The 22,623-nt window shown below is 60.1% G+C and carries 21 protein-coding genes and 1 pseudogene; 15 read left to right on the top strand and 7 right to left on the bottom strand.

What is annotated here, in order from left to right:
- Positions 1–95 precede the first annotated feature (95 nt).
- Positions 96–992: a histone deacetylase gene (locus AB5Y73_RS03510; protein WP_118853625.1), complete on the top strand. Its 897-nt coding sequence runs from the start codon at positions 96–98 to the stop codon at positions 990–992.
- A 158-nt stretch (positions 993–1,150) separates the two neighbouring features.
- Here AB5Y73_RS03510 and ylqF read toward each other — a convergent pair whose 3' ends face one another.
- Positions 1,151–2,101 carry a ribosome biogenesis GTPase YlqF gene (gene ylqF, locus AB5Y73_RS03505; protein ID WP_005334061.1) on the bottom strand — a complete coding sequence of 317 codons (951 nt, stop codon included), beginning with the start codon at positions 2,099–2,101 and terminating at the stop codon, positions 1,151–1,153.
- Between the two features lie 323 nt (positions 2,102–2,424).
- Between ylqF and AB5Y73_RS03500 the strand changes: the two genes are divergently transcribed.
- The 8 genes from AB5Y73_RS03500 (at position 2,425) to AB5Y73_RS03465 (ending at position 11,102) form a co-directional block, all read left to right on the top strand.
- Positions 2,425–3,822, top strand: a complete 1,398-nt coding sequence (locus tag AB5Y73_RS03500) for an alkaline phosphatase (protein WP_118853624.1) — start codon at positions 2,425–2,427, stop codon at positions 3,820–3,822.
- 11 nt (positions 3,823–3,833) lie between these two features.
- On the top strand, positions 3,834–5,225 hold the full coding sequence (locus AB5Y73_RS03495) for an alkaline phosphatase (RefSeq protein WP_103250647.1): 1,392 nt from the start codon (positions 3,834–3,836) through the stop codon (positions 5,223–5,225).
- 72 nt (positions 5,226–5,297) lie between these two features.
- Positions 5,298–5,984 (top strand): hypothetical protein, encoded by a 687-nt coding sequence (locus tag AB5Y73_RS03490; RefSeq protein WP_279499648.1) that lies wholly within the window; start codon positions 5,298–5,300, stop codon positions 5,982–5,984.
- A gap of 82 nt (positions 5,985–6,066) precedes the next feature.
- Positions 6,067–6,804 (top strand): ABC transporter substrate-binding protein, encoded by a 738-nt coding sequence (locus AB5Y73_RS03485; protein WP_107685191.1) that lies wholly within the window; start codon positions 6,067–6,069, stop codon positions 6,802–6,804.
- A 245-nt stretch (positions 6,805–7,049) separates the two neighbouring features.
- The gene (gene rnk, locus AB5Y73_RS03480; RefSeq protein ID WP_005334070.1) at positions 7,050–7,445 is read left to right on the top strand and encodes a nucleoside diphosphate kinase regulator; all 396 of its coding nucleotides are present in this window, start codon (positions 7,050–7,052) and stop codon (positions 7,443–7,445) included.
- 193 nt (positions 7,446–7,638) lie between these two features.
- Positions 7,639–8,229 carry a transcriptional regulator UhpA gene (gene uhpA, locus AB5Y73_RS03475; protein WP_005334071.1) on the top strand — a complete coding sequence of 197 codons (591 nt, stop codon included), beginning with the start codon at positions 7,639–7,641 and terminating at the stop codon, positions 8,227–8,229.
- On the top strand, positions 8,226–9,746 hold the full coding sequence (gene uhpB / locus AB5Y73_RS03470; RefSeq protein WP_107685192.1) for a signal transduction histidine-protein kinase/phosphatase UhpB: 1,521 nt from the start codon (positions 8,226–8,228) through the stop codon (positions 9,744–9,746). Before uhpA ends, uhpB begins: the two co-directional genes overlap by 4 nt.
- 21 nt (positions 9,747–9,767) lie before the next feature.
- Positions 9,768–11,102 (top strand): MFS transporter, encoded by a 1,335-nt coding sequence (locus AB5Y73_RS03465; RefSeq protein WP_107685193.1) that lies wholly within the window; start codon positions 9,768–9,770, stop codon positions 11,100–11,102.
- Between the two features lie 18 nt (positions 11,103–11,120).
- Here AB5Y73_RS03465 and AB5Y73_RS03460 read toward each other — a convergent pair whose 3' ends face one another.
- A complete protein-coding gene (locus tag AB5Y73_RS03460; RefSeq protein WP_107685194.1) occupies positions 11,121–12,257 on the bottom strand; it encodes a GGDEF domain-containing protein in 1,137 nt (378 codons plus the stop codon).
- 513 nt (positions 12,258–12,770) lie between these two features.
- On the opposite strand from AB5Y73_RS03460, the gene AB5Y73_RS03455 reads away from it, so the two are divergent.
- From AB5Y73_RS03455 to AB5Y73_RS03440, 4 genes are all read left to right on the top strand, one after another.
- Positions 12,771–13,571, top strand: coding sequence for a transporter substrate-binding domain-containing protein (locus AB5Y73_RS03455; RefSeq protein ID WP_005334079.1), 801 nt, complete (start codon positions 12,771–12,773; stop codon positions 13,569–13,571).
- Positions 13,572–13,670: 99 nt separating this feature from the next.
- Positions 13,671–14,630, top strand: a complete 960-nt coding sequence (locus AB5Y73_RS03450; protein WP_107685195.1) for an amino acid ABC transporter permease — start codon at positions 13,671–13,673, stop codon at positions 14,628–14,630.
- The gene (locus AB5Y73_RS03445; RefSeq protein ID WP_265781723.1) at positions 14,614–14,736 is read left to right on the top strand and encodes a hypothetical protein; all 123 of its coding nucleotides are present in this window, start codon (positions 14,614–14,616) and stop codon (positions 14,734–14,736) included. Before AB5Y73_RS03450 ends, AB5Y73_RS03445 begins: the two co-directional genes overlap by 17 nt.
- Positions 14,720–15,463 carry an amino acid ABC transporter ATP-binding protein gene (locus tag AB5Y73_RS03440; RefSeq protein WP_005350722.1) on the top strand — a complete coding sequence of 248 codons (744 nt, stop codon included), beginning with the start codon at positions 14,720–14,722 and terminating at the stop codon, positions 15,461–15,463. The genes AB5Y73_RS03445 and AB5Y73_RS03440 overlap by 17 nt, the downstream gene beginning before the upstream one ends.
- Positions 15,464–15,570: 107 nt before the next feature.
- Here AB5Y73_RS03440 and AB5Y73_RS03435 read toward each other — a convergent pair whose 3' ends face one another.
- A complete protein-coding gene (locus tag AB5Y73_RS03435) occupies positions 15,571–16,362 on the bottom strand; it encodes an ABC transporter substrate-binding protein (RefSeq protein WP_064336772.1) in 792 nt (263 codons plus the stop codon).
- A gap of 168 nt (positions 16,363–16,530) precedes the next feature.
- Here AB5Y73_RS03435 and AB5Y73_RS03430 point away from each other — a divergent pair, with 168 nt between their 5' ends.
- Positions 16,531–17,370 (top strand): sterol desaturase family protein, encoded by an 840-nt coding sequence (locus tag AB5Y73_RS03430; protein ID WP_181497194.1) that lies wholly within the window; start codon positions 16,531–16,533, stop codon positions 17,368–17,370.
- Positions 17,371–17,481: 111 nt separating this feature from the next.
- Here AB5Y73_RS03430 and AB5Y73_RS03425 read toward each other — a convergent pair whose 3' ends face one another.
- From AB5Y73_RS03425 to AB5Y73_RS03410, 4 genes are all read right to left on the bottom strand, one after another.
- Entirely contained in the window at positions 17,482–18,897 is a 1,416-nt protein-coding gene (locus AB5Y73_RS03425; protein WP_107685197.1) for a basic amino acid/polyamine antiporter, read from the bottom strand.
- Positions 18,898–18,906: 9 nt separating this feature from the next.
- Entirely contained in the window at positions 18,907–19,809 is a 903-nt protein-coding gene (locus AB5Y73_RS03420) for a homocysteine S-methyltransferase family protein (RefSeq protein WP_107685198.1), read from the bottom strand.
- 293 nt (positions 19,810–20,102) lie between these two features.
- Complete coding sequence (locus AB5Y73_RS03415; protein WP_041202118.1) at positions 20,103–20,645, bottom strand: hypothetical protein; 543 nt, start codon at positions 20,643–20,645, stop codon at positions 20,103–20,105.
- 19 nt (positions 20,646–20,664) lie between these two features.
- The gene (locus AB5Y73_RS03410) at positions 20,665–21,984 is read right to left on the bottom strand and encodes a hemolysin family protein (protein ID WP_005334094.1); all 1,320 of its coding nucleotides are present in this window, start codon (positions 21,982–21,984) and stop codon (positions 20,665–20,667) included.
- A 241-nt stretch (positions 21,985–22,225) separates the two neighbouring features.
- On the opposite strand from AB5Y73_RS03410, the pseudogene AB5Y73_RS03405 reads away from it, so the two are divergent.
- Positions 22,226–22,623, top strand: a pseudogene (locus tag AB5Y73_RS03405) (IS3 family transposase); the annotation flags it as partial.

The following is a 22,623-nucleotide window of genomic DNA, read 5'->3' as shown; positions in this document are numbered from 1 at the left end:
CGCAGCCACTTCCCCTTTATATAGGGAGTACATATATGGATTCATCTGCTGATTTCATATATAGAAAGCACCACCTTGCCAGGGAGAATGGCACCATGTCGTTGCGCATTTTCTATCACCCTCTCTACTCCTCCCTGACGCTACCCGAGCGCCATCGCTTCCCGCTGGCCAAGTATCAGGGGTTGTTTGAGCGCCTGCAGGTGCAGGGTTACCCCCTTGGCGAAGCGCCGTCGGACACCCGGGAGCAAATCTGTCGCATTCACGATGCCGATTATGTCGCAGCGGCCCTGAACGGCCAGCTTGAAGAGCGCGCCATCCGCAAGATCGGTTTTCCCTGGTCACCCATGCTGATGGAGCGCACCTTGCGCTCGGTGGGTGCCACCGTTGCCGCCAGCCGCTATGCGCTTGAGCAGGGCTGCGGCTTGCAGATCTCCGGTGGCTACCACCACGCCCATCGGGATCACGGCAACGGTTTTTGTCTGTTCAACGATCTGGTGATTGCCGCCCAGGCTTGCCTCGACGAGGGGCGCTGTGAACAGGTGCTGATCGTCGATCTCGATGTACATCAGGGAGATGGCAGTGCGACCCTGTGCGCCGGAAGGCGCGATATCATCACCCTCTCCCTCCATGGGGAGCACAACTTTCCCCATCACAAAGCCGCCTCTCACCTCGACTTTCCGCTGCCAAGCGGCATGACGGACGATGCCTATCTCACCACACTGCAACAGGCACTCTCGCTGGCACTGCGCCTCTATTCGCCGGATCTCATCCTCTATCAGGCGGGCGTCGATGTGCATCATGCCGACGAGCTTGGTTATCTCTCCTTGAGCGATGAAGGGGTTCGCCTGCGCGATGCCATGGTATTTGACTGTGCAATCAAGCATGGGTTGCCCATCGCGGCGGTGCCCGGTGGCGGCTATCGCCGCGACTGGCAGCAGCTGATCCCGCTTCATATGTCACTGTTTGAAACAGCGCGCCACCGTTTTGGCTGATGGCATGGCTTTATAGCGCGGACACGCCATGAGAAGTGGGCGGCACTTCACCAGATAAAACACTAAGAGGCGACCCCTGGGGTCGCCTCTTAGTGTTTCGTCATCTGGGTCACACAAGCTCGCTCGCAGTCAGGCAAGCTCGGGACGCCTGAGGATAACTATTTCTGACGCTTGCGGGCGTACTTGCGACGGGCGCGGGCCTGACGCTCCTCTTCCCGCTCGGCCTTCTCTTTGGCTTTTTGCTCGGCTTCTGCGGCGGCTTCGACAATCTCGACGCTCACCATCTCCGGCGTCTCCAGCGAGATGCGGCCAAGCAAACCGGAGCGGAACTCGTTGATCAGGATCTCGGACGCCTTGTGCAAGTCGGCCAGCCCCCCTTTGCGCATAAACGCTCGCTGGCGGGCGATCATCTCCAGCAGCTCGATCTCGGTCTCGGGCAGCTCGTCAATCTGGTAGCGCGCCTTGATCCGCTCCGGATAGGCCTTGATGAAGTAGTCAGCGGCAAACATGGCGATATCGGCATAGTCGAACACTGTGTCCTTGATGGCCGCTGTGATGGCCAGACGATAACCGCAGGAGGGCGGATTGAGCTTGGGCCAGAGGAAACCCGGGGTATCGGTCAGGATAACGTTGTTATCCAGCTTGATCCGCTGCTGGGACTTGGTCACCCCCGCCTCATTGCCGGTGCGAGCGATGATGCGCCCCGCCAGGGTATTGATCAGAGTGGACTTGCCCACGTTGGGGATCCCCATGATCATCGCCCGCACGCCGCGTAGCTCAAAATTGCGCTCCGGCAGCATCTCGTGGCAGAGAGTCAGCAGTTGCTTGATCTTCTCCGGCTCTTGTTGCGTCAGCGGCAGCGCCTTGATCCCCTTCTCTTTTTCCATGTGTGCCACCCACAGATCGGTGATCGCCGGATCGGCCAGGTCCGCCTTGTTCAGCACCTTGATCACCGGGGTATCACCACGCAGCTCGGGCACCAGCGGGTTTTCGCTGGAGAAGGGGATGCGGGCATCGAGCATCTCGATGATCACATCGACCTGGGGCATGACCTCGGCAATCTCTTTGCGGGCCTTGTGCATGTGACCGGGGAACCAGTTGATGGACATATCCGTTACTCTCTGTGGGGGCTGCGGGCGCGCGCATGGAACAACAGGCGCTCTGCCGCGGGCATCGAACGAAGGGGGCGCATTTTACCTGCTGCGGGCCTCTTTTGACAGGTCATTCTAACCATCACCTCATCAAATCAGCAAACCGCCGAGGCGGAGCAACCTTGCCGGAAGCGACCGGACCAACTGGCTCAATTGATAGATAACACATTGATATAGTGTAACATTTTCATCACTTTTTCACACAACCGTCACCGATAGTCAGTAAAAGTGTCATCTGCCCCCTCTAGGCTGCGCTCAGGTTTTACAAGGAGCGAACCCCAATGAGAAAAATGGCAGGACTTGCAGTGATGATCGGCGCCGCCCTGGCTGCCGGCTGCAAATCAGACAATGACACGGTGGCGACCAAGCCCGTAGCCCAACCCACCAACGTCATCTTCTTCCTCGGTGACGGCATGGGCCTCAACACCCTGACGGCGGCCCGCATCTACGGTGTCGGCGAAGAGGGTGATCTCACCATCGATACCCTGCCAGAGACGGCCTTTATCAAGACCTTCTCCCACGATGCCCAGGTCACTGACTCGGCCCCCTCCATGGCGGCCTACATGACCGGGGTCAAGAGCAACAACGGCGTCATCAGCATGGACGGCGACGCCACCTATGAGAGCGACTGCAGCAAGAGCGCCGGCAAGCCGGTGACCACCCTGCTGGAGCTGGCCAAAGCCGATGGCCGCGGTACCGGTGTGGTAACCAGTACCCGGGTGACCCACGCCACCCCGGCGGCTACCTATGCCCATATCTGCAACCGGGATCTGGAGGCAGATATCGCCGTCCAGCTGGTGCCGGGCGGCAAAGGCTACAACAGCGCCCTCAAGGAGGGGCTGGATGTGGTGCTCGGTGGCGGCAGCAGCTTCTTCCTGCCCAAAGCTGACAAGGGCAAGCGGGAGGATGGCCGCAACCTCATCAGCGAAATGCAGGCCAAGGGCTACCAGTTTGCCAGCAATCTGGATGAGCTGAACAAGGCCGATGCGGGCAAACCGCTGCTGGGTCTGTTTGGTTCCAGCCACATGAAATATGACCTGGACCGCCCCGCCAGCGAGCCGTCACTGGCCCAGATGACCCTGGCCGCCATCAAGCAGCTCAAGGGCAAGGAGAAGGGTTACTTCCTGATGGTGGAAGGGGGCCGCATCGACCACGCCCTGCACGACACCAACGCCAAGCGGGCGCTGCAGGACACCATCGCCTTCGACAACGCCATCAAGGCCGCCATCGACGAGGTGAAAAAGAGCGACCCCGAGCTGAAAAACACCCTGATCGTGGTCACCGCCGACCACGACCATACGCTCGTGCTCAACGGCTATGCCAAGCGCACCGGCAAGACCACCGCCGACAATCCCGGCGTACTCGGGCTAGTGAAGAACTACGAGACTGGCGAGCCAAGCAAGGATAGCGAGGGCATGCCCTACACCATCATAGGTTTTGGCAACGGCTACAACCGGGTAGATGGCCCGCGCAGCAGCGTCGCCCCGCTCGACGATGCCACCGTCTCCGCCAATGACTACCACCAGGAAGTGGTGGTCAAGGTGGGCGAGATCGGCAACGAGACCCACGGCGGCACAGATGTCTTCCTCGGCGCCATCGGCAAGGGGGCTGACAGCTTCCATGGCTCACTCGATAACACCGCCGTGTTCGGCAAGATCAAGGCTGCGGCCAAGCTGTAAGGAGCACTTTCATGAGCAAACAGATGAACACATCCATCAAGCACACGCTGGTCTGCGCCGCCCTGTTCAGTGCGCTGGGCGCAACCTCCCAGGCACAGGCCGGTGATGCCAAAAACGTCATTCTCTTTATCGGTGATGGCATGGGCCCCACCGTGCTCACCGCCACCCGCCTGTTCAAGGTGGGGGAAGAGGGCAATCTGGAGATGATGAAACTGCCGCGCAGTGCCCGCATCAAGACCTTCTCCAACGATGCCCAGACCACCGACTCGGCCCCCTCCATGGCGGCCTACACCACCGGGGTCAAGATGAACAACGAGGTGATCGCCATGAGCAGCGACACCAAAGCCGTCGCCCCCGGCAAAGACGTCAATGGCAACAAAACCGTCAACAATTGCAGCAGCGATAACGGCAAGCCGGTGCCCACCATCCTGGAGCTAGCCAAGGCGGCAGGCAAATCGGTCGGAGCCGTCACCACCACCGAGCTGACCCACGCGACCCCGGCGGCTACCTACGCCCACATCTGCCATCGGGATGCAGCTTATGACATCGCTGCACAAGCTGTTCCGGGAGGAACTGGTTTCAACCAGGCGCTTGGGGATGGGGTCGATGTGCTGATGGGCGGTGGTGCCAACCACTGGACCCCCTACAGCGCCAGCAACAAGGGCGGTCGCAATGACAACCGCGACCTGACCGCCGAGATGAAGGCGCAGGGATACAGCTATGTCACCACCCAAAGTGAACTGGCCAAGGTCACCAGTGGCAAGGTGCTCGGTCTGTTCAGCAGCAAATCCCACCTCGACTATGAGCTGGATCGGGTCGCCAAAGGGGCTGCCAATACCCAGCCGTCTCTCTCCGAAATGACCGCCAAGGCGATCGACCTGCTGAGCAAGAACAGTCAGGGTTATTTCCTGATGGTAGAAGGCGGCCGGATCGATCACGCCCTGCACGGCACCAATGCCAAGCGCTCGCTCACCGACGCGGTGGCACTGGATGAGGCGGTCAAGACGGCGCTGGGTAAAGTGGATCTCAACAATACCCTGATCGTGGTCACCGCCGACCATGACCACACCATGACCATTAACGGCTACTCCGCCAAGGGCAATCCGGTGCTGGATCTGGTGAAAAATGGCGACGGCTCGACCCAGAACGACGTGGATGGCAAGCCCTTCACCACCTTGGTGTTCGGTAACGGCCCCAACCGCCCCGATGTGCGTCCCGTCCTCACCAGCGATCAGGTGATGGCTAATGACTATCTGCAGGAGACCGGCGTCAAACTGACATCGGAAACCCACGGCGGCGGCGATGTGATGCTGTTTGCCGATGGCGCCGGCAGCAACCGCTTCAAAGGCACACTGGATAACACCAAGGTGTTTGGCAAACTGCGGGAGGCGCTCGGCCTGTAAGCAGCAGGGGCCCAGGTGCATCTGAGCAATTGACTCAGCGGCCCGGGCCCCGGCTCTTTCGAGCGACAGATGATGATGCGACTTTTGCTTTCGTTATGGCTGCTTGGCAGCACCCTCGCCTTTCCCCTGCATGCTGACGACACGCCCCCGGATCTCGCCGCCCGGATCAGCTATCACGACCGGAACACCGGCAGCGATGGCATCGCCAGAGAGAGTGTCTGGCAAGAGAAGTGGCTGCGGGTGGGCAATCAGGTGTGGAGCCAGCGGCTCATTCCCCTCCCCCTTGCCCGTGCCTATCACGCCACTCACGATGCCACGCCCGGCCACAAGCACTTTACCCACCAGATGGCAGCCCGCTGGGTCAGTCGCAATGATGAAGGTGAGTTGCAACTGCGTTATGCCGACAGCTGGCACAACCAGCTGGTTGAGGTGCCGGTGGAAGAGTATGGCCAGGTGGCCTTCAAACCCGACTGGCCACGGATCCGCCATCTCGTCAACCCGGCGCTGATCGAGGGGATGACCCCGCTGGATGAGGCCGCCCCCGAGCAGGCCCGCTGGTATGAGAAGCGCGAAGGGCAGCAACGAACCCGCATTCTCTGGTCGAGTCAGTGGCAGCTCCCGCTTGTGGTCGAATCGGCCAGTCTCGACGGCTATCGCAGCTACCGGATGGAGGTGACCTTGCGCAAGCTGCCTGCTCAGCTTCCCTGGCAGCAACTCGCTGATTACGAAGTGCGCGATCTGCGCGATTTCTTCGACTGAGATCCCAACCCCTCAGCGAGCCCAACGACAACGCAGGCAGGAATGTTACACTCTGCTCATTCGACTCTGACTCACGACCTTGATGCGCACTCTCTGCCTGCCTTTTTTGACCCTGCTGTTGTTGCTGGTGAACACCGGTGCCCAGGCTATAATGCTGGTGGCGGCCGAGCTGCCCCCCTATGTCATACGTTCCCAGCAGGGGGCTCCAAGCGGCATGGCCATCGAGGTCATGGAAGAGGCCGCCCGGCGCTTAAAAGAACCGCTCACTATCGAGTTGATGCCGCTGGCCCGAGCCCTCATCGAAGTGACCCACCGCAAGGATGTACTGCTGATCCCGCCAGTGCGGAGCTCTCGACGAGAGCACCTCTTTTATTGGGTAGCACCAATAATCGACGAGGAATTTGTTATCGTCAGCGATCGCCGCTTTCATCCTGTTCCAATCAAAGCCGGTGAGCTGTCCACCCTCAAGGTCGGTACTCTGCGCCACTCTTTCGGCCAACATTTACTCAAACAAAGACTCAATCTGACCAGTCAAACTGTCGCCACCGAAGAACTCAATGCGCACAAACTACAACGAGGGCGTATCGATGCATGGGTAGCAGCCTGGAACGCTATTCTCTACAACCAACAGCAAGAAGGATTTTCTACTGGGCAACTTGTTCGTGGTGAAACCCTGATGCGCACCCAGTTATTTATTGCCGCTCACAAAGAGTTCCCCTTCACCGAAGGGCGTCGCTGGCAAGCCGTGATAGACGAGATGCGCCGTGATGGCTCGCTCACGCGGATCATCCGTCAGTACAACTATCAGGCTCCTGAGTAGTCACTCAATCGCGGTTGCCAAGGCCAGCCAGAATGGTTATGGTAGCCTCATGAAAATACTCGCTATTTCCTCGCATTTGCTCACACCCTGCTGAGCCCCCGCCTCGCTCCTTCGGCCGCGAGTCGCTTGGGGGCATGGCATTTTCAATCGATTGAACCTGTTGAATCCATTTTTGTAACACTTTGCGTGATGGCCAACCTGCACCCGCCGGTATGGGCCTATCCGCTATTGATAAGGAATATCTTATGAAACAACCTCATCTGGTTATCTCCAGCCTTGACCTGGACCGTATCGAACAACTGCTCGGCAACCACCCGCAGCATCTGGCCCTGCAAGAGGAGCTGGACCGCGCCGAGATCCGCGAACCGGCCGACATGCCGCCGGACGTGGTCACCATGAACAGCAAGGTGCGCTTCAAGATGCAGAGCAGCGGCAACGAGTTCTGCCTCACCCTGGTCTACCCGCGCGATGCCAAGGGCGACGAGAGCAACATCTCGGTACTGGCGCCGGTGGGTAGCGCCCTGCTCGGCCTGAAAGTGGGCGACAGCATCGCCTGGCCGGGCCCGGCCGGTCGCACCATCGAGGTAGAAATTCTGGAAGTGGTCTATCAGCCCGAACGCGCCGGCGAGCTGCACCGCTGAGTCCCCCGGGCTGGTCATCCCCCTGTTGATCAGCCCGCTTGCTCGCCCTTGCCAGCTGATCCCGATCAAGCTTTGCGCACCTTGCCCCCCGGTTTTTAGCCCCTTTTCCTGCTGCTGCTTGAGCCTGACTCGGGGGGCAGGTATCTTGTTGGCCGCGTCATGGTCATGACGCACCGAATTTCAGGCTGACATCATGATAAAAATTGCCCTCATCGACGATCACCAGATCGTCCGATCCGGTTTTGCCCAACTGCTCAATCTGGAGCCCGATCTGCAGGTGGTCGCCGAATTCGGCTCCGCCAGCGACGCCCTTGCCGGTCTGCCCGGCAGCGGGGCGCGGGTCTGTGTCTGCGACATCTCGATGCCCGACCAGTCGGGACTGGATCTGCTCAAGCAGCTCCCCTCCGGCCTCGCGGTGGTGATGCTCTCGGTGCACGACAGCCCCGCCCTCATCGAGCAGGCCTTGCAAACCGGCGCCAAGGGGTTTCTCTCCAAGCGCTGCAGTCCGGACGAGCTGATCGCCGCCGTGCGTACCGCCGCCCAGGGGGGGTGTTATCTTACGCCGGACATCGCCCAGAAACTGGCCAGCAGCAGCCGGGATCCCCTTACCAATCGGGAGCGGGAGATTGCCCAGTTACTGGCACAGGGGCTGGAGGTGAAGGCCATCGCCGAGCAGCTTGGCCTCTCCCCCAAAACCGTCCACGTCCATCGCGCCAACCTGATGGACAAGCTCAAGGTCAGCAACAACGTCGAGCTGGCCCACCGCATGCTGGATAGCTGGTGATCTCCCGTTTTGCCAGCTATGTCGCCATCGCGCTGGCGGCCTGCTTCATCTTTGCCGCTGGCTGGTTTTGCCTCTGGAGCATCAGCCTGCATCTGGCGGGCGGCCCGGCGCTGGCGGTGCTGCTGTTCCCCTTCGGCCTGCGCCTCGGCCTGCTGCTGCAAAGTCCCGGCCACTACTGGCCACCGCTGTTGCTGTGCGAAGGGTTGCTGCTCTACTGGCTCAATCTGGAGGTGGGGCTGCCCCACTGGCCTTGGCTGGTCGCGGGCAGTCTGCTGACCCTGCTACCGCTGCTGATTGCCCGTCGCCAACAGGTGCGCAACGACTGGCAGCAACTGTTGCTGCTGCTCGCCACCGTCACGGCGGCGGCGCTGCTGCAAGCCCTGCTCTGGCATCTGGCCGGGGAAGATGGCCTCTCGGCCCTGCTGCTCAGCCTGACCGGCGGTCTGACCCTGACCTCCACCTGCATGCTGATCTGGCACTACCTCACCCGCGCCACCTGGGTGCCGCTGGGGCCTGCGCTGGTGGATCAACCGGTGGAGTGGCGCTTTCGCCATCTGGTCTGGTATCTGTTGCTGTTCGTATTGAGCCTCTGGCTGCAACTGGGATTGCCCAACTCGCTGGTGCGCTTTACCCCGTTTTGTCTGGCCATCCCCATCATCGCCATGGCGTGGCGCTACGGCTGGCAAGGGGCGCTGCTCGCCACCCTGATGAACACCATCGCCCTGCTGGCCAGTCAGGCCTGGCACGATCACCCGCTGGATCTGCTGCTCTCCCTGCTGGCCCAGAGCCTCACCGGCCTGCTGCTCGGCGCCGGGATCCAGCGCCAGCGCGAACTCAATCAGGCGCTGACCCGCCAGCTCGCCCATAATCGCCAACTCACCGAGCGGCTGCTGGAGACCGAGGAGAGCATCCGCAAGGAGGTGGCGCGCGAGCTGCACGACGATATCGGCCAGACCATCACAGCCATTCGAACCCAGGCAGGGATCGTGCGCCGCCTCGCCCCCGACAACGCTGGGGTAGGCCAGAGCAGCGCCCTCATCGACACACTGTCGCTCGGGATCTACGACGCGGTGCGCGGCCTGCTCGGGCGGCTGCGCCCGCGCCAGCTCGACGACATGACTCTTGAACAGGCGGTACGGGCACTGCTCAGAGAGCTGGAGCTGGAGCGTCACGGCATCGTCACCCGTCTGGAGTGGCAGCTGGCGGATGGGGATCTCTCCGATGCCCAGCGGGTCACCCTGTTTCGGGTCTGTCAGGAGGGGCTCAACAATGTGGTCAAACATGCCAACGCCCACTCGGTCACCATTCGCGCCCGGGCCAGCGGCGATCAGTTGCAACTGGTGCTGGAAGATGATGGCCGCGGTTTGCCGGAAAGCCGCCCGCAACAGGGCTATGGCCTGCTCGGCATTCGCGAACGGGTACAGGCGCTCGGGGGCAGTCTGCAACTCTCCTGCATCCACGGCACCCAGCTGACGGTCAACCTGCCCAGTCGCAGACGGGAGGAGAGTCATGGCTAATCACCACCAGAGGGCCTGCCTGTGCTGAGTTTTATGAGAAGTGCGCCGCCCCGGCCCCTTATCCGGGATCAGGCCGAGATCGACACCACCTATCGCCACTGGCGGCTGCACCTGCTGCTGACCATGTATCTGGGCTACGCGGTCTTCTACTTCACTCGCAAGAGCTTCAACTTCGCCATGCCGGACATGCTGGCGAGCGGCATGCTGGACAAGTCCGATATCGGCATGCTGTGGACCCTGTTCTACATCACCTACGGCTGCTCCAAGTTCTTCTCCGGCATCATCAGTGACCGCGCCAACCCGCGCTACTTCATGGGTGTCGGACTGATGGCCACCGGCGTTATCAATATCCTGTTCGGCCTCTCGTCGGCACTCTGGATGTTTGCCGCCCTCTGGGTCGCCAACGCCTTCTTCCAGGGCTGGGGCTGGCCCCCCTGCTCCAAGCTGCTTACCAGCTGGTATTCGCGCACCGAGCGCGGCGTCTGGTGGTCGGCCTGGAACACCGCCCACAACGTCGGCGGCGCGCTCATCCCTCTTATCGTCAGCACCATCGCCCTGCAGCATGGCTGGCGCTACGGCATGATAGTGCCCGGCCTTATCGCCATCATCGCGGGATTGTTCCTTTGCTGGCGGCTGCGGGATACCCCGAGTGCCATGGGATTGCCGACAGTGGGCGAGTGGCGCAAGGATGCCATGGAGCTGGCCCAGCAGACCCAGGATGCGGGGCTCTCCCATCGCCAGATCCTGCGCAAATATGTGCTGGGCAACCCCTATATCTGGCTGCTCGCCTGCTGCTACGTGTTGGTCTATGTGGTACGCACCGCCATCAATGACTGGGGCAATCTCTACATGACCGAGCAGCGCGGCTTCAATCTGATGAGCGCCAACTCGGCCATCTCCATGTTCGAGGTGGGGGGCTTTATCGGTGCGCTGGTGGCGGGCTGGGGATCGGACAAGCTGTTCAACGGCAACCGTGGCCCAATGAACCTCATCTTTGCGGTTGGGATCCTGCTGGCGGTAGGATCGCTCTGGCTGATGCCCTTCTTCAGCTATGTGATGCAGGCGGCCTGCTTCTTTACCATCGGCTTTTTCGTGTTCGGCCCCCAGATGCTGATCGGCATGGCGGCAGCGGAGTGCTCTCACAAAAACTCGGCGGGAGCGGCCACCGGCTTTGTCGGCCTGTTTGCCTACATGGGGGCGGCGCTGTCAGGCTATCCGCTGGCCAAGGTGATGGAGATCTGGCACTGGAACGGCTTCTTCGTGGTGATCTCGGTGGCGGCAGGCGTCTCGGCCCTGCTGCTGCTCCCCTTCCTCAAGGCGCAGGCACCGCGCCCCCAGCCTGCCGAGATAACGTAATACCGGACTGAACGGGAGTTACACCTCCCGACCAGCCTGACAGACCCGGTTCTTGCCTTGCCGCTTGGCGCTGTAGAGCGCATGGTCGGCCTGAGTGAACAGAGGGTCAAAGTGCCACTCCCCTTGCCAGTGGGAGAGTCCCATGCTGACCGTGATGGAGAGGCCGCCCATGTTGCGGTTCGCGACCTCCTCCAGCAATCCCTCGCAGCGCTGCAGGGCCAGCACGCCGGGCTGCGAGAAGAGCAGCACAAACTCCTCGCCACCGAAACGACTGCACACCAGATCGGGCTGACTACCCAGATAGGCACCGAGCTCGGCCAGCACCCGATCACCCACCTCATGGCCATGCTGGTCATTGATCTGCTTGAAATCATCGATGTCGAGCACCGCCAGCGCGCCACTGTCACCCCACTTTTGCTGCTTCAGCTGCTCCATAAAGCCACGCCGGTTGAGCAGACCGGTAAGAGGGTCGTGGCTAGCCTGCTGGCGCAGCGCCAGCGCACGGTACTGGGTACAGAGCAGCAGCACCCCGAAGGTGGAAAGATAGCTCCCCATCAGCATGGAGAGGAAGGGCAGCACATTGACCCCGCTCTTATCCATCAGCATCTGTACGTTGTCCCGCCAGAGGAACCAGAGCCGCATCAAGTAGAAGGCGTAGAGCAGCACGTTGACCAGGGTAAAGACCATCACCGCCGGCAGATAGTGGGGGTAACCGTGGCGCCAGACCAGATAGACGATCACAGCACCCAGCACCATGTAACTCAGGCAAGCCAGCAACACCCGGGATGCCATCCCCCCCTCCACAATGCACCAGCTCAGAAGCAGCAGATAGACCAGCATGAAGAGCCCCCCGGCACGCCAGTTCGGGGGCTGTCCGAAAAAGCGCTGCAGCGCCGGCGGCATCAACACAATGCAGAGCGTGATCAGGGTATTGGCCAGCCAGATGCCGGAGGGGCTGGGGAAAAATGCCTGTAACGAGAAAAGTATCTGGGCCACCAGCGCACAGAGACTGGACCACCACCATAACCCGATGCCCGGGATCTCCCGGTGGGTCGACCAGATAATGGAGAGCGTGATAAACCCGAGGCTATATCCCCCCAATGCCATCACCATCAGGGTAAATACATCCAGCTTCAGCAACAACGAGACATCCATATCAAAACCAGGCAGAGGGAGGTAAGTGAGTATATGAGAACCGTTTGCCAAGACCCAGAGACCCTGACTGTTTTCACAATAAAAACATATTGTTCGTCTGTTTTTCACACCACCAGATAACTCACACCATTCCGCTATAGCAGGTTTGAGATATGCAAAAAAGATAAGCCCAACCAGACTCAAGCCACATACGAGCCCCTCTCTATGTAACAAAATGTCTTGGGGATAATTTGGGCTTGAACCCACTCAATTAGATAGATATGTTGTTTTCGTGTGATTTTATGAATGAAGCCATGAGCAATAAATGTCTCTAACCTGTTGAGTCTTCTGACACAATCTGTTTTTGGTACATTTTTCACTCAACCACTATTCATAGCATCTCATATGGGGCTTTTGTCCCGCTCAAGACATTCATCCTGTCTTGCCTGTTGCCGGATGCAGCAGTCTCTTGTGCCACGGAGTCGCACGGGATCAGGTTCAAGGCCGAACACACCACCGACAGAGACGTCACTTATGATCAAAAAACTGATTCTTTCTACCCTGCTGTTTTGCGGGATCGCCACGGCGGCCCCGACCCCAGCCCCTACCTCCACCCTGGATGCCGTGCTCGAACGCGGCGTGCTGCGAGTCGGTTTCGATGCCGGCTATCAACCCTTCGAGATGACCAACAAGCAGGGCCAATACATCGGCTTTGACGTGGATCTCGCCAAGATGGTCGCCAAAGAGATGGGCGTGAAGGTCGAGTTCGTCAACACCGCCTGGGATGGCATCATTCCGGCGCTGCTGACCAACAAGTTCGACGTCATCATGGGCGGCATGACCGTCACTCCCCAGCGCAACCTGCGGGTCAACTTCGCCGATCCCTACATCGTGGTCGGCCAGACCATAGTCCTGCGCAAAGAGAAGGCGGGCGAAATCAAATCCTTCACCGACCTCAACGACCCGAAATACAAGATCGCGGTCAAGCTCGGTACCACCGGCGAGCAGGCAGTCAAGCGCCTGATCCCCAAAGCTACCCTGCTGCAGTTTGAAACCCAGGATGACGCCAAGCTGGAAGTGATCAACGGCAAGGTCGATGCGTTCGTCTATGACCTGCCCTACAACGCTATTTTTGCCTCCCAGAATCAGGGCGCCGTAGTACACCTCGACAAGCCGTTCACCTTCGAGCCGCTGGCCTGGGCCATCCGCAAAGGGGATCAGGACACCCTCAACTGGTTCAACAACTACCTGCGCCAGATCAAGGGCGATGGCAGCTACGACCGTCTCTACAAGAAGTGGTTCGAATCCAACGCCTGGCTGAATCAGCTCAAATAACCTCCGGGGGGCGGCACATGCCGCCCCTGCACCACGCAGCTCCCCACACAATAACGAGAAGAGGTTGTGACTGTGCACACACCCAAACCGACAAGACAGATGGAAAAACAGCCCAATCAGCTGCTCTGGCATGGGGTTTTCCTGCTGATGCTGCTGGTTGCCGTATTCGGCATCTACAAGGCTGTCCAGTCAGTGGATTACACCTGGCGCTGGGAACGCATTCCCCAATACATCGCCTATCAGGCGGAGCAGAAGAATGTCGCCGAATTTGACGGCACCGTGATGGCGGGCACCAGCGAGGCCGAGAAGGGCAAGCTGTTCCTGCAAGACGATCTCGACCCCAATGTGCGGCAAGCCATCGCCAGCACCGGCGTACAAGTCGCCGAAGGGGATACCGTTTTTCGTGGCGATACCCTCGACACCCAACTGAGCTGGACCGCAGGCCCCATCGTCTGGGGCGTCTGGGTCACCGTCAAGCTCTCGCTGGTAGCAGGCATCTTCGCCATCCTGCTCGGCACCCTGGCCGGGCTGGCGCGTCTCTCCCCCAATCCGGCCCTGCGCAATCTGGCGGTCACCTACGTTGAGCTCATCCGCGGCACGCCGCTGCTGGTGCAGATCTTTATCGTCTACTTCTTTATCGGCACCGTGCTGAACCTCGATCGCTTCACTGCCGGGGTCGCGGCACTGGCCGTCTTTACCGGTGCCTATGTGGCGGAGATCGTCCGCGCCGGTATCAGCTCCATCCACAAGGGGCAGATGGAGGCGGGCCGCAGCCTGGGTATGACCTCGGCCCAGACCATGCGCTATGTCATTCTGCCGCAGGCTTTCAAGCGGGTACTGCCACCGCTGGCGGGCCAGTTCATCAACCTGATCAAGGACTCCTCGCTGGTCTCGGTCATCTCCATCACCGATCTGACCAAGGCGGGGCGCGAGGTGGTGAGCTCCACCTTCAGCCCGTTCGAAGTGTGGTTTACCGTGGCCCTGCTCTATCTGGTGCTGACCGGCACCCTCTCTTTCCTGGTACGCCGTCTCGAGGTGAAATATGCACGCAGCAACTGATCCCATCATCAAGGTGCTACAGGCATCGAGAAGTGCAGCCATCACCGGCACCCCCTTCGCCTTCCCGGTTCGTTTTCTGGAGGTGAAATATGCGCGCAGCAACTGATCCCATCATCAAAGCGACCGGCGTAGAGAAGTTCTACGGCAGCGAAGTGCACGCCTTGAAAAATGTCAGCACCCAGGTCGCCGAAGGGGAAGTGGTGGTGATCGTCGGCCCCAGCGGCTCGGGCAAGTCCACCTTCCTGCGCACCCTCAACCAGCTGGAGACCATCAACGACGGCAACATCGTGGTCGACGGCATCTGCCTGACCGAGCCGGGCGATGTCAACAAGCTGCGGGAAGAGGTGGGTATGGTGTTCCAGTCCTTCAACCTCTTTCCCCACCTGACTGTGCTGGACAACATCTGCCTCGCCCCGCAGAAGGTGCGTGGCCTGTCGCGCCGTGAGGCCGAAGACAGAGCCAAGGCGCTGCTGCTGAAAGTGGGGCTGTCGGTGAAAGCCGCCAGCTACCCGTCCCAACTCTCCGGCGGTCAGCAACAGCGGGTGGCCATCGCCCGGGCACTCGCCATGCAGCCACGCATCATGCTGTTTGACGAGCCCACCAGTGCGCTCGATCCTGAGATGGTGGGGGAAGTGCTCGATGTGATGAAGGGGCTGGCCCGCGAAGGAATGACCATGGTGGTGGTGACCCACGAGATGGGCTTTGCCCGCGAGGTGGCGGATCGGGTGCTCTTTATGGAGAGTGGCGAACTGCTGGTGGATGAAAAACCTGCAGACTTCTTCGACAATCCCCCCTCCCCACGTCTGCGCCAGTTCCTGAGTCAGGTGCTGTAGCCAAAATGCTCTGCTGGATAAACGAAGAGGGACCGCAAGGTCCCTCTTCTTGTGTGTCACGCTGAGCAGACTCAACCCAGCTGAACCCGAGTGCCCATCTCATCGGCTCAGCGCGGGGACTTTCCCAGATAGCGCTCCACGATCACTTTCACTCCGTCACGTTTTTTGAGCTGATAGAGCTCCTTGTCAAACTGGTCGATAAAGGCCTGTTTGTAGGGGTACTCCCCCTTGCGGCTATAGCCGAGAAACCCCTGCTCCTTGCTGAGCACCGGCCCCTGTTTGAGCAGGGACATATCGGCCACCGCCAGCTGATCGGCCTTTATCATGTTGAGCAACTCATAGAGCAGGGAGAGGCGATCATTGATGGTGCAATCGACCCGGCCGCGGACAATCTTGAGCAGGTTCTCCCGATTGCTTTTCACCTCCTCCACGTCGATCTGCTTCTCCTTCACCGCCTGCCAGAAGGCATCGCCGCCAACGGCAAAGCCGGCGTTCATGCCAAAGCGCAAACCGTGATAGTCGAGCGGAAACCTGGACTGCGGGGTATTGGCTGCCACACTGGCGCCGCACATCACCACCAGCTCCTCATCCAGCATCGGCTGGGAGTAGGGCCACATATAAGGGCGGGTATCGGGCATGTAGTAGGGTGGAAAAATGGCGAAGGCGGTCCCCTGTTCCACCATGCTCAGACCGCGCCGCCACGGCATCGGCTTGAGCACCACCTCATAGTCAGGCATGGCAGAGGTTACCTCTCGGATGATGTCGGCATAGATCCCCCTGACCTCCTCCCCCTCCTGCCAGGAGTAGGGGGGATAAGCGGCATCCGCCAGGATCTCGACTCGGGTCTTGGCGTGCGCCATCATGCACAACCCCAGTAACAAGCAACACCAGACGCGCATAAGCCAGCACCTCCTGAAAAAGCCTGCATCAAGCATAGCCATCCGCCGCGCCTTCCTCTGCTGCCGAGCCATATTTCATGCCATCTCTTCGTTGGCTGAAAAATGTTAATGAAATATTAAAACCATCCTTTATGCTGGAGAGCAATTGCTCTGAATGGATGGCCGCATATGGATGTGCAACTGCTTCTGCTCTACCTCTCCCCGGTTTTTCTGGCCTTTATCGGCTGGGAGATGCTCTACCTGCGCAAACATGGCGCGGCCTTTCCCACTGCCACCTACCAGTGGCGGGATCTGTTCGCCAACGCCGCCCTGGCCCTGATGCACCAAGGGGGCGATGCGCTGGCGGCCATTGCCATTGCTTATCTGTATGACACCCTCTGGGGCTGGCGACTGTTCGATATCGAGCTTAATCTCTGGAGTGTGCTACTGCTGTTCCTGCTGCAGGATCTCTGCTATTGGCTGTTCCACTTCACCAGCCACCATGCGCGCTGGCTGTGGGCCTCCCACGTGGTGCACCACAGCTCGGAGCGACTCAATCTCTCCACCGCCTTTCGCCAGAGCCTGATGTATCCCATCTCCGGCATGTGGCTGTTCTGGATCCCGATGATTGTCATCGGCTTCCCGCCCGAGGCGGTGGTCGCCACCGTGCTGCTGAGCCTGGGTTTTCAGTTTTTCGTCCACACCCAGGTGGTGGGCAAGCTCGGCTGGCTGGAGTGGATCTTCAACACCCCCTCCCACCACAGGGTGCACCACGCCAGCAACGCCAAGTACATAGACCGCAACTTCGCCGGGGTGCTGATCATCTGGGATCGGCTGTTCGGCACCTTTGTCGAAGAAGATCCGGCCGAGCCATGCCGCTTCGGCATCACCAAGCCGATCCACAGCTTCAACCCCCTCACCCTCACCTTCCACGAGTGGCGCGACATGCTGCATGACGCCCGTGGCCTACCCTGGCGACAAAAACTCGCGGTGCTGTTTGGCAAACCGGCCGGACCTGCCAGCCGCTGAGCCTTCGCCCCGAATAGCAACTCCCGGATAGCAAGCCCCTGATAACCAGTCCCTGATAACAAGAGAGCGCCACGGCGGCGCTCTCTTTTATGCTCAGTCACATCTTCGATGTCAGAGATGGGCGAACGACCAGACGGCGGGGATCAGGCTCAGCAAGGTCACACCGGCCAACAGCCGCTCGCGACCACTCAGGCAAAGATCTGCGCCTAGCTGACGACGGCTGTAGAGAAACAGCAGCAGACCCGGCCCGTAGAGCAACAACGACAGCAGCAGATACTCCACCCCGGCGGCATAGAGCAGCCAGAAGCCGTAACCGCTCGACACCAGTGCCACCGCCCGCATCAGGCCTCGGCCCTGCCCGCGATCCCCCTTCTTGCTGAACGAAAGCTTGAGCAAGAACAGGCCGATCAGCAGGTAGGGCACCAAAATCATCGAGGTAGAGATAAGCAGCAGGCTGGTGTAGCCCTTGCCGAGCAGCCACACCAGCAGCAGGCAAGTCTGCACCGTCAAGCTGGTGAGCCAGAGCGATGCGATAGGCGTCCCGTTGCGGTTCTGGCGCCGGAAGATAGCAGGAAACGCGCCGTGGCGGGCCGCGCTGAACGGTACCTCGGCCGAAAAGAGGGTCCAGCTCACGTAGGAGGCGAGCACTGAGACGATAAGGCCGACGCTGATGAGCAGCTTGCCCCAGGAGCCGGTCATCTGGGCCATCAACCCTGCCATGGAGGGGTTGGGCAGGGCCGCTAGCTCGGGCCGACTCAATATCCCCAGCGCCAGCACCGAGATAAGCACATAGAGCAGCAACGCCAATACCACGCCAAGCACAGTGGCCATGCCCACATCCCGCCGGTTTCTGGCGCGGGCCGACAGCACCGCTGCCCCCTCGATACCGGTGAAGACCCAGAGAGTGATGAGCATGGTATTGCGCACCTGCTCGGAGACCGGTACCGCCAGGGTGCTGCCCTGCTGATCCGCCGCGAAAGTGACCGGATCGAACCAGTAGCAGGCAAACAGGATAAACAGCAGCAGCGGCAGGCTCTTGGCCAGGGTCGCCACCAGATTGAACAGCGCCGCCTGCTGCACGCCGCGGGCCACCAGCAGATGCACCGCCCAGAGGATGCAGGACTCACCGACAAACGCAGCCAGAGTGTTGCCGTCACCAAACCAGACCAGTTCCGGGGTATCGACAAAACTGCCCAGCGCCGCAAAGGCGATCACCAGATAACCCACCACGCCGATGGTGGCACAGAGCCAGTATCCCCAGGCGGAGAAGAAGCCCACCAGATCGCCAAAACCGGCGCGGGCGTAGCTGTAGATACCGCCGTCGAGATCCGGCCTTAACCGCGACAGATAGAGAAAACTCATGGCGAGCGCCAGGATGCCCACACCCGTCACGCCCCAGCCGATCAGCACGGCGCGGGCGCCTGCCACCTCGGCCATGTTCTGGGGCAGGCTGAAAATCCCCGCCCCCACCATGGAGCTGAACACCAGCGCGGTGAGTGACCAGAGCCCAATCTTGCTCTCTTTCATGGATGCTCCTTAGCGCAACCGGCTGCTCAGCGCCTGAATATGCTCGGGACCGATACCGCAGCAACCGCCGATCAAATTCGCCCCGGCCGCGCGCCAGCGCTCGGCCCAGCCGAGATAATCCAGCGGCCCCAGATCGGCGCGGATCTCGTCCAGCCCATCGTTGGCGGTGGCCTCTTTGGGTTGCGGCGGGAAGGCGTTGGCGTAAGCACCGAGGCGAATGTCTGCGCGGCCCAGCGCCTGCAATCGGGTGCGGGCAACCTCGAGGGCCCCCTCGATCACCTCGGGCTGACAGCAGTTGAACAGGATGGCATCGACCCCGGCCGCCACTAACGTGGTCACCGCAACAGCCACCTGCTCACCGGAACGTAGTCGCGGCTCGTTGCCCGGCGCCTCATCTTCCAGCGTGAAGGAGACCCAGAACGGCTTGCCGTCATCAGGCAATAGCGCTTTCAGGGCCAGTGGTTCGGCAATCAGGCTCATGGTCTCGGCCAGCCAGATATCCACATGGGGAGATAGCGCCCGGATAAGCGGCATCGCCAGCTCGCTCACCCGGTTCGCCTTGAACAGGTCGGCACGGTAGGAGCCAAACAGCGGTGGCAGAGAACCCGCCACCTGCACGGCGCCCTTCTGCTCGTCAGCCACCTCACGGGCCAGCTGACCAGCCAGCGCCGCCAACCCCTCCCCGTCGGCAAAGAAACGCTCATCGCCGATATGAAACGGCACCAGTGCATAGCTGTTGGTAGTAATGACCCTGGCCCCGCTCGCCACATAGGCCTGATGCACATCACGCACCGTCTCTGGCGCCTCCATCAAGGCCAGCGCTGACCATTCTGGCTGACGAAACGGTGCCCCCCGCCTTGCCAACTCGCGCCCCATGCCCCCATCCAGCACCCACAATTCCCTGGTTTCCATCTGTCGTGTCTCTTTGTTTTATGCGTTGTTTATTTGCGTATTTATCTGTTTGTTTTGTTGATCTGCGGTTTCACATCGAATCGCTGCAGATAGTCCCGCTTCATCCTGGGAAGCCATTTAACCTTGCAGCCATAAAAACATATGGATGTTTGGATGGCCAAAACAAGATAAAACAAAGTGCCACAGGCGGCAATCAGTATCAGCAGAAATCAGCGTGCAAACGGCGAGGCAAACGCAGAAATGCAAGAGGCCACCCGAAGGTGGCCTCATCACTATTTTGATCCGCTGGTAACTTAACGCCCGGCCAGCACTCGCTTGATCTGCTTGACCCAGTCGGAGACCCGACCCTGCTGCGGCAAACCGCGCCAGATCTGCTCCCACTGGGCAGGGCTGAGCGGACGCCCGAGGCGACGCTGCACACCCGCATAGAGGTAGTCATGGGCCGTGGTGGCCGCATGCTCGGAGGTGAGGAATTTGGAGACCGGATCGGTCAACCGCACATCCCGCATGCCGAGCAGCGGATAGTCGTTGTGCACCGCCGCCAGCATGGTCTCGCGCATGGCGGACTCGATGTAGCCACGGGCAAACAGAGCGGTCACCGACTCCAGCGACCCCTGATCCGGGCCGTGATACTGCTCGTCAAAGACCGGGCTCGGCTCGGCCATGCCACTTTGTACCACCGCATCGGGATCCGGCTGCGGCACGACCACGGCAGGCTTGGGGGTTACCGGCTTGGCAGCCACTGTGGCTTTGCGCGGCGCACTCTGGCTACAGGCACCCAGTGCCAGGGCAAGCGCGACACAGGCCAGCGCACGGGAATGAGACTGCATCTTCATGACTCTTATGTCGCTCCTTTTACGATTCCTGAGCTGGCTTCTCGGCCACAGCCGGTTCGACCCGGGTAACCAGCAGCTGATCAATCTTGTAACTGTCGATATCGACCACTTCGAACTTGTAACCGGCGTATTTGACCGAGTCAGTGCGCTTGGGGATCTTGCGCAGCATATACATGATAAAGCCGGCGATGGTCTCGTAGTTCTGGTTCTCGGGGAACTCTTCGATATCGAAGGCGCGCATCACGTCGGAGATGGGGGTGACCCCGTCCACCAGCCAGGAGTTCTCGTCGCGCTGGACGATCTGCTCTTCCACCACGTGGGTCGCCCACTCGCCCATGACGGTGCTCATCAAGTCGTTCATGGTGACGATCCCCACCACCAGCGCGTACTCGTTCATCACCACGGCAAAGTCGCCACGATGATTCTTGAAGTACTCCATCGCCTCATAGAGGTTCAGGGTATCGGGGATGATGATGACGTTCTGCACCAGATTGCCACCGATAAGGTCGATGCTCTGGCCGCCGATAACGCGGATCAGCAGCTCTTTGGCATCGACAAAGCCCTTGATGCTGTCGAGGTTGTGGTCACAGACCAGAAACTTGTTGTGGGGATGTTCGGCGATCTTTGCCTTGATGCTCTCTTCACTCTCTTGCAGGGTGAAATAGATCAGGCTCTCGCGGGCCGTCATGGCGGAGGTGACACCAAGGGACTGCAACTCGAACACGTTCTCGATGAGCTGATGCTCCTCACGCTGGATAACCCCCGCCTCGGCACCGGCATCCATCACCGCATAGATATCATCGGAGGTGATCTCGTCGTTGCGCACGGTGGAGACGCGCATCAGACGGAACAGGGAGTTCGCCAATCCGTTGAAGACCCACACCAGCGGCATCAACACGGTGACGAAGAAGAGCATGGGGCGCACCACCACCACGGCAATCTGCTCGGGCATGGTCATGGCCAGACGCTTGGGCATCAGATCGGCGATCAGGATAAACATGCCGGTGACGAACACGAAGGAGGCACCGGAGCTGATCTCGCCAAGCCAGGGGCCCTGGTAGAACTGGGAGACAATTCCCTTGATGGCGGGGTTGAGGGCAGACTCACCCAGGATACCGCCCAGAATGGCGACGGTATTGAGGCCAATCTGCACCACGGTGAAAAAGTTGCCCGGCTGGGCCTGCAGGGCCAGCACCTTTTCGGCCTGGCGATTACCTTCATCCGCCATCACCTGCAATTTGATTTTGCGAGACGCGGCGAGAGAGATCTCGGAGAGGGAGAAGAACACACTGCCGCCAACCAGCAGCATTAAAAAGAACAAACTATCGGCAAAACTCATGATTAACCTATTGCTACACCCGCCTTAGCACAAGACGGCAAACTGGGCCCGGGAGACCGGACCGTGAGCCCATCCGAGACTCACACAGGGGGAGTATTCTATCAGAAAACAGCCAGTTGGGGGCTTTATCTTACTCCGACCAGTTATGCAACAAAAAAGGCGCTTCACGCGCCTTTTTATTCACTTCCTGTCCCGTCCTGAATATGGTTTACACCTTTCCTCCCAATAAATGGAGAACCCGATGGGACAAGGTGTGAAACGGACACAGCGCGATTACTCGCTGACTTTTAAACTGGCACTGGTCGAGCAGATTGAAAAAGGCGAGCTCACCTACAAACAGGCTCAGGTGCGTTATGGCATTCAAGGCCGCTCCACCGTTCTGGTATGGTTGCGTAAACATGGTCGGCAAGATTGGAGCCAGGGGGCTTCTGTGCGTGCCGCCAGGAGCATCACCATGCCTGACCCCGACAACCAGACGCCCGAGCAGCGCATCAAGGAACTCGAGCAACAGCTGGCGCTGATGAGTCAGAAGGCTCAGTTCTTTGAGGCCGTCGTCGATGTACTGAAGAATGACTACGGCGTCTCCATCGTAAAAAAGCGACCCGGCAAGTCCTCTCGCAGCGGCAAGTCGAGAGGCTG

Origin of the sequence: Aeromonas sp. s7(2024), from assembly GCF_040907825.1 — a bacterium.
Lineage (GTDB): Bacteria > Pseudomonadota > Gammaproteobacteria > Enterobacterales > Aeromonadaceae > Aeromonas > Aeromonas veronii.
The sequence above is the reverse complement of the archived record's forward strand: the minus strand, read 5'-3'. Positions and strand labels throughout refer to the sequence as shown.

Excerpts from the sequence above, each read along its gene's own strand:
- AB5Y73_RS03460 (WP_107685194.1), bottom strand. The coding sequence starts at position 12,257 with ATGGATGTCTCGTTGTTGCTGAAGCTGGATGTATTTACCCTGATGGTG.
- AB5Y73_RS03510 (WP_118853625.1), top strand. The coding sequence starts at position 96 with ATGTCGTTGCGCATTTTCTATCACCCTCTCTACTCCTCCCTGACGCTA.
- uhpA (WP_005334071.1), top strand. The coding sequence starts at position 7,639 with ATGATAAAAATTGCCCTCATCGACGATCACCAGATCGTCCGATCCGGT.
- AB5Y73_RS03455 (WP_005334079.1), top strand. The coding sequence starts at position 12,771 with ATGATCAAAAAACTGATTCTTTCTACCCTGCTGTTTTGCGGGATCGCC.
- AB5Y73_RS03420 (WP_107685198.1), bottom strand. The coding sequence starts at position 19,809 with ATGGAAACCAGGGAATTGTGGGTGCTGGATGGGGGCATGGGGCGCGAG.
- AB5Y73_RS03490 (WP_279499648.1), top strand. The coding sequence starts at position 5,298 with ATGATGCGACTTTTGCTTTCGTTATGGCTGCTTGGCAGCACCCTCGCC.
- AB5Y73_RS03500 (WP_118853624.1), top strand. The coding sequence starts at position 2,425 with ATGAGAAAAATGGCAGGACTTGCAGTGATGATCGGCGCCGCCCTGGCT.
- ylqF (WP_005334061.1), bottom strand. The coding sequence starts at position 2,101 with ATGTCCATCAACTGGTTCCCCGGTCACATGCACAAGGCCCGCAAAGAG.
- AB5Y73_RS03445 (WP_265781723.1), top strand. The coding sequence starts at position 14,614 with ATGCACGCAGCAACTGATCCCATCATCAAGGTGCTACAGGCATCGAGA.
- AB5Y73_RS03410 (WP_005334094.1), bottom strand. The coding sequence starts at position 21,984 with ATGAGTTTTGCCGATAGTTTGTTCTTTTTAATGCTGCTGGTTGGCGGC.
- AB5Y73_RS03415 (WP_041202118.1), bottom strand. The coding sequence starts at position 20,645 with ATGAAGATGCAGTCTCATTCCCGTGCGCTGGCCTGTGTCGCGCTTGCC.
- AB5Y73_RS03495 (WP_103250647.1), top strand. The coding sequence starts at position 3,834 with ATGAGCAAACAGATGAACACATCCATCAAGCACACGCTGGTCTGCGCC.
- AB5Y73_RS03485 (WP_107685191.1), top strand. The coding sequence starts at position 6,067 with ATGCGCACTCTCTGCCTGCCTTTTTTGACCCTGCTGTTGTTGCTGGTG.
- AB5Y73_RS03450 (WP_107685195.1), top strand. The coding sequence starts at position 13,671 with ATGGAAAAACAGCCCAATCAGCTGCTCTGGCATGGGGTTTTCCTGCTG.
- rnk (WP_005334070.1), top strand. The coding sequence starts at position 7,050 with ATGAAACAACCTCATCTGGTTATCTCCAGCCTTGACCTGGACCGTATC.
- AB5Y73_RS03440 (WP_005350722.1), top strand. The coding sequence starts at position 14,720 with ATGCGCGCAGCAACTGATCCCATCATCAAAGCGACCGGCGTAGAGAAG.
- AB5Y73_RS03430 (WP_181497194.1), top strand. The coding sequence starts at position 16,531 with ATGGATGTGCAACTGCTTCTGCTCTACCTCTCCCCGGTTTTTCTGGCC.
- AB5Y73_RS03425 (WP_107685197.1), bottom strand. The coding sequence starts at position 18,897 with ATGAAAGAGAGCAAGATTGGGCTCTGGTCACTCACCGCGCTGGTGTTC.
- AB5Y73_RS03435 (WP_064336772.1), bottom strand. The coding sequence starts at position 16,362 with ATGCGCGTCTGGTGTTGCTTGTTACTGGGGTTGTGCATGATGGCGCAC.